Origin of the sequence: Akkermansia sp. UBA7090 (assembly GCF_002493465.1) — a bacterium.
GTDB classification, from domain to species: Bacteria; Verrucomicrobiota; Verrucomicrobiia; order Verrucomicrobiales; family Akkermansiaceae; genus Akkermansia; species Akkermansia muciniphila_A.
Map to the genome: position 1 here is coordinate 1 of NZ_DKYW01000020.1, position 5,467 is coordinate 5,467.

At 51.8% G+C, this 5,467-nt stretch carries 4 protein-coding genes; 2 read left to right on the plus strand and 2 right to left on the minus strand.

Annotation, left to right across the window (positions count from 1 at the left end):
* Positions 1-260: 260 nt before the first annotated feature.
* Together B3075_RS07440 and B3075_RS07450 are read left to right on the plus strand one after the other, a co-directional pair.
* A complete protein-coding gene (locus tag B3075_RS07440) occupies positions 261-1,202 on the plus strand; it encodes a LicD family protein (RefSeq protein WP_179218378.1) in 942 nt (313 codons plus the stop codon).
* Positions 1,199-2,554, plus strand: a complete 1,356-nt coding sequence (locus B3075_RS07450) for a Gfo/Idh/MocA family oxidoreductase (RefSeq protein ID WP_343125180.1) — start codon at positions 1,199-1,201, stop codon at positions 2,552-2,554. Before B3075_RS07440 ends, B3075_RS07450 begins: the two co-directional genes overlap by 4 nt.
* Here B3075_RS07450 and B3075_RS07455 read toward each other — a convergent pair whose 3' ends face one another.
* Entirely contained in the window at positions 2,555-3,514 is a 960-nt protein-coding gene (locus B3075_RS07455) for a hypothetical protein (RefSeq protein ID WP_215444522.1), read from the minus strand. It abuts the gene before it with no gap.
* A gap of 49 nt (positions 3,515-3,563) precedes the next feature.
* Entirely contained in the window at positions 3,564-5,399 is a 1,836-nt protein-coding gene (locus B3075_RS07460; protein ID WP_290487763.1) for an aminotransferase class I/II-fold pyridoxal phosphate-dependent enzyme, read from the minus strand.
* Positions 5,400-5,467: the final 68 nt, after the last annotated feature.

Consider the following 5,467-nt stretch of genomic DNA (forward strand, 5'->3'; position numbering starts at 1 on the left):
CTTTCACTCTGCGGATTGCCTATCAGAAGTCAACAGAAAAATCTGAATGAAAACATGATAGGAGAATTTTGATTGTGGAAAAAACGGAAAAATAAAAAGGGGTAGGAGATAATAACCATTTGACAATCTTGGAATTCAACTATTCGGAGCATGACAGCGGATAGGCAATCCGCTATCCAGCGGCAGGGCAAAGAAACAGAGGGTAGTAGAGTTTCAAAAGCGGAGTTTTTTACAGACGGAATATGGCAGGACTGGGGCGTATGAAATACATGGTGCTTTGCAATCTTCCCTACCGTTTGCGGAAAATTGCCGGACGGGTCGCGAAGAAATGCAGGAGAAGGAGAGACCGGTCCCTTGATGCGAAGCTGGAGGATATCCGCAATCTGCTTATTTATAACCACCCTATTTCCTCAGTTCCTCCGGCTACGGGGAAGTTGAGGCTTCTTCAGGACGGCAATACGGTTTTGCTGGCTCTTTTTGCGCGCAAATGCCGGGAAAACGGGCTGCGGTACTGGCTGGATTACGGGACGCTGCTGGGGGCGGTAAGGCACAGGGGCTTTATTCCGTGGGATGATGATCTGGATGTGAGCATGATGAGGCCGGAGTTTGACCGTCTGCTGGAGCTGCTTCCCGTTCTTTTCCCCCGTGAGGAAGGATTCACCTGGAACAGGCACGCCTTTCTGCAAATAGGGTATGAGGGCACCCCCCTCAACCTTGATGTGTATCCCTATCATTTTTATTCAGAGAGCCTTTCATCACCGGAACGGCATGAGAAGCTGGACAGGCTTATGAGCGGATTTAAGAAAGACGTGGTGCTGGTAGGTGCCAGGATGAACCTGACCGATGAACAGGTGCAGGAGAAAATCCGCCGGGATATTCTGGAAGGAAGGGATGCCGCCGGGGAAGAAGAAGCCCCCGGGATTTTTCTTTCTCCTGCCATTACGTTTACAAAAAACACGCACCTTTCCTATGAAACGTTCTTTCCCCTTGGCTCCGCGGAATTTGAGGGGGTGATGTTTTCCGTGCCCAACCATGCCCGCCAGTACCTGCAATTTTTTTACGGCGATTACCTGTCCTATCCGGAACGCATCCAGTTCAAGCATCCTTCCGTGAAGGCCATGGTGGAGAAGGTTCCCTTTGAGGCGGCGGTCAACCGTTTCATTGACGTTTACGGAAAGAGGATTGATGCGCCCAGGCCATGAAAACGGTTATTACCTACGGAACCTTTGATTTGCTCCATACGGGGCACATGAATCTTCTGAGGAGAGCCCGGAAACTGGGGGACCGGCTCATCGTCGGCGTAACTACGGACAGCTACGACCAGAGCCGGGGCAAGCTGAATGTCATGGAGAGCCTGGAGGAGCGCATGGAAAATGTGCGGAAGACCGGTCTGGCGGATCTCATTATTAAAGAAGAGCTGGAAGGGCAGAAGATCCATGACATACGGAAGTACGGGGCGGATGTTTTTGTGATTGGCTCCGACTGGTCGGGGAAATTTGACTATCTTCGCGAGTATTGCGAGGTGGTTTACCTGGAACGCACCAAGGGCGTTTCTTCAACAGACCTCCGTTCCGCCAGGAATCCCATTGTTTATATGGGAATTGCAGGGCACGGGCGCATAGCGGGCCGTTTTCTCCGGGAGTCCAAATATGTCAGCAATATTGAAATAACAGCCGTTTTCGGAAGGAATAAGGAGAGAGTTCGCCGTTTTGCCGAGTCTCACGCTCTGCTGGAATATGATACGGAATATGAGCAGTTCTTGGACCGGGTGCATGCCGTTTACATTGCCGTTCCCCATCATCTCCATTATGAAATGGCCAGGAGGGCCCTGTTGCGGGGGAAACACGTGTTGTGCGAGAAGCCCCTTGCCCTTGCCCGGGAGGAGGCGGAAGAGTTGTTCCGAATTGCAGCGGAGAAAGGAGTCGTTTTACTGGAAGCGCTTAAAACTGCGTTTTGCCCGGCTTTCCAGCAGTTGACCAGTTTGGCGGGCAGCGGCGTCATTGGTTCCATTAAGGCGGTGGACGCCACGTTTACCAAGCTGATAGAGGATGAGACCGCCAGGGAATATGATCCCATGCAGGCCGGAGGCGCGTGGACGGAGCTGGGTTCCTATCCCGCTTTTGCCGTCGGGAAGCTTCTGGGGACCGATCCCCACAGGGTCCGTTTTGTGACTTGCAGAAATTCTCATACGGGCGTGGATGTGTTCACGCGCGCGGAATTTCTTTATTCCAATGCAGTAGCCACCGCCACGGCAGCCATAGGCGCCAAGCAGGAGGGGGACTTGTGCATTACCGGAACGGAGGGGTATATTTATGTGCCGGCGCCGTGGTGGAAGACGGAGATGTTTGAAGTGCGGTTTGAGGATTCCCGGCTCAACAGGAAGTATTTTGCCAATTTTGAAGGGGACGGGCTGCGTTATGAGCTCGGCGTGTTTTTGCGCCTGATTCACGGCTGTCATCATGGCAACCGTCTTTTGACCCGTGAGGATTCCATGTTCATGGCTGATGTTGCCTCCCGCTTCAGGCGTGGGGAATGTGTTGATGAAATCAGCTGATCAGGACAGGCATGCCGTTTGCCGGAAATGAAAGGAGGGAGATTTTTCCTTCTGCTCCTCAACATGAATCAGGCGGTCGTAGATGTGCTTGGCGAAGACGATATCGTGGAGGCCCAGCCCGATATTGTAGCTGAGGATGCGTTCTTCCGGAGACGTTCTGCCCGCTGTTTTTCCGGCCAGAACCGGAGCTATTTCCCCAAATTGACGGAAGCGCTCAAAATGCCGGAAATTCTTAACATGGTCACGATCATCGGCAAATACCTTGTCGAAAAACAAATCACAATTTTGGAATCCCTTTGTATGTACGGGGATAACAGTAATGCCTGGTTTGAAACAGCTGTCTTCGGCAAGGATGCCCTCCGCATTAGTAATGCAGGAAATGACGGCATCTGTTCCATCAATGAGGTTATTGATGTTTTTCACTTCTTCAAAACGGACGTTGCTGTGGCATTGGAATTCTTCAATGAATTGGGGAACATGCGTTTTGTAGGAAAGAAGACGCACCGTGAAGTTTTTTTCAGGATATAACGCCAGAATGCATGCCATAGTGGCGCGGGCTGTATTTCCCAGCCCCATCAGGGAAATTGTCTGGAAATCCTGTCTGGCGAATGTTTGAAGGGCGAGGGCGGCTACTGCTCCGGTACGGGCGTTCGTGACCCAAAAAGCGTCCATAAGAGCCAGAAGCTCTCCAGTATGATAATCGTAAAGTAGTATTTCCCCATTAATGGTTTTGGCCCGTTCCGGGTAACGCGTTACAATTTTTACCCCCATGGCGTTCAGGCCGGGGACGATGCAGGGCATCGTATTCATGAATTTTCCTTCTTCAAAGGCGATGCTTGTTTTATGGGGAAGGAATACAGGTTCTTCCTCCTTGATATGGAAGGACTCTTTTACCCATTGGATTGCCTGCCGGGGAGAAATATTGAGGGAGGAAATAATTTCGTGAGGAATTGTCAGCATGGTAGGGGGATTAGAGTAAAAACGGCGTTTGGAAATAGAGAGTTAATGACTAGTTTGAATGCATGGAACACATCTCGTGCATGGCCCGGACCAGGGCATCATTGTCGGTTGCGTCCCTGACGGCGACGCGGATGAATTCCCTGCCTTCAAATCCTTTTTTCCGGCTGCAATCCTTAACAAGGATGGAGTGGTTTTTCAGCAGAAGGCCGGTCAGGGTGCGGGCTTTCATGGGGGGCTTGACCTCGCACATGAAGTAGTTTGCCTGGGAGGGGAACACGTTCAGGAAAGGCACGCGGGAGAGTTCCTGCATGAAGCGGTCCCGTTCTTTCATGAAACGGTTGCACGCACGCACGTAGGATTGCTCATATTTCCCGAAGATTTGCATGTAGAATTCCGCGATGGAATTGATGTTCCAGATGGAAACGTCTTTTTTGAGCCATGCCGCCAGTTCCCTGTCCGCGGAGGCCAGAACACCCAGGCGGAGACCCGGAACGCCGTAGGATTTGGAAATGCTTTTTACCACAGCCAGGTGGGGATATTCTTCCAGGATGCCGTCTTTCAGCAGCGTATTGTCCGGCATTCCGCAGGAGAAGTCTACAAAGGATTCATCCACGATCAGGCGGACGCCGCGGGTTTTTGTCCACTGGCAGAGGCGCAGCACATCGCCTTTCGGCAGGAAGAAGCCGGAAGGGTTTCCCGGATTGACGAGGAGCAGGGTACCAATGTCTTTCCCGGAAAAGAATTCCATCAGGTCGTCCGCCGTGTAAGTGAAATTCCGGGAAGCAGTATGGAAGGGCACCACCATATCCGGCTTCAGCCGGTTGGGATATTCCTCAAAGGTAGGGTAGATGACCCCCATTTTCCCCTCCAGGCGGGACATGAGCGCCTTAATGAGTTCCGCCGCGCCGTTGCCGATGCAGATGTATTCCTGGCTGATGCCGAAGTATTTTGCCGCCAGCAGGCTGTTGACCCTCATTCCGGACGGGTATTCCCTCACCAGGCGTTCAAAATTCGCCTTGAGTTCGGACATGAGGCGTTTGTTGGGGAAATAGGGGTTGACCAGGTAGCAGAAATCCCTGATGCGGGGATAGCGCCAGTAGCCTCCGTACCGGGATTCCATCAGGCGCAGGTGTTCTTCCCTGTCCGGGGTGAATATGGAGGCTGCGATGTCCAGGTCCTGGATGTCGTCTATTTCATACCATGCTTCGCCGCCGAGGCGCAGCGCCTTGATTTCCGGCTTGTCCAGCAGGGCGATGACCCGCAGCACCTGTTCGTAATATTCATTATTGCCCAGGGCTTTGCTGTAGGCTGTAAGAAAGGGGACGTAATGGGTCCGGGAGAATTCCCTGCTGAATTTGTAAATATTGACGGTTTTAAAATATTCCGTCTTTTTCTTGTAGGAGAATTTGCTTCCGGGAATGAATTGCCTGATGTTGTCGTCTTCATCCAGCGTGACGACCGTGCCGTCCATCCAGCTTTCAAATTTGGCGACGAGGGCAAGGCTGGGATAGGGGTGGCGGAGCAGGGCGTCAATAACGGAGTCTTCAAAAATCAGGTCGGATTCAAAGAGCAGCGTATCGTCCTGGAGCAGGTGTTCTTTGGCCAGGTACAGGGAATAGATATTGTTGGTGCTGGCATACAGGGGATTGTCCACGTATTCCACAGGGGTGGAAATGTCCAGACGGGAAAGGAAAGTCTTGAGCTTTTCCCCCTCATAGCCCGTAACGATTACAATTTTTTCCAGAGACGGGGAAAGGCGGTCCAATTGTTTCATCATGCGTTCTATCAGCGTCACTCCGTTGACCTGAACCATGCATTTGGTGTTGTTCCGGGTGAGCGCTCCCAGCCTTTTTCCCATTCCAGCCGCTAAAATGATCGCCTGCATAAGTACTCTAATTGGTCTTCAGAACTTGAGAAAGAACTGGAAACTATGTTTAACGGATTGAGCATCCG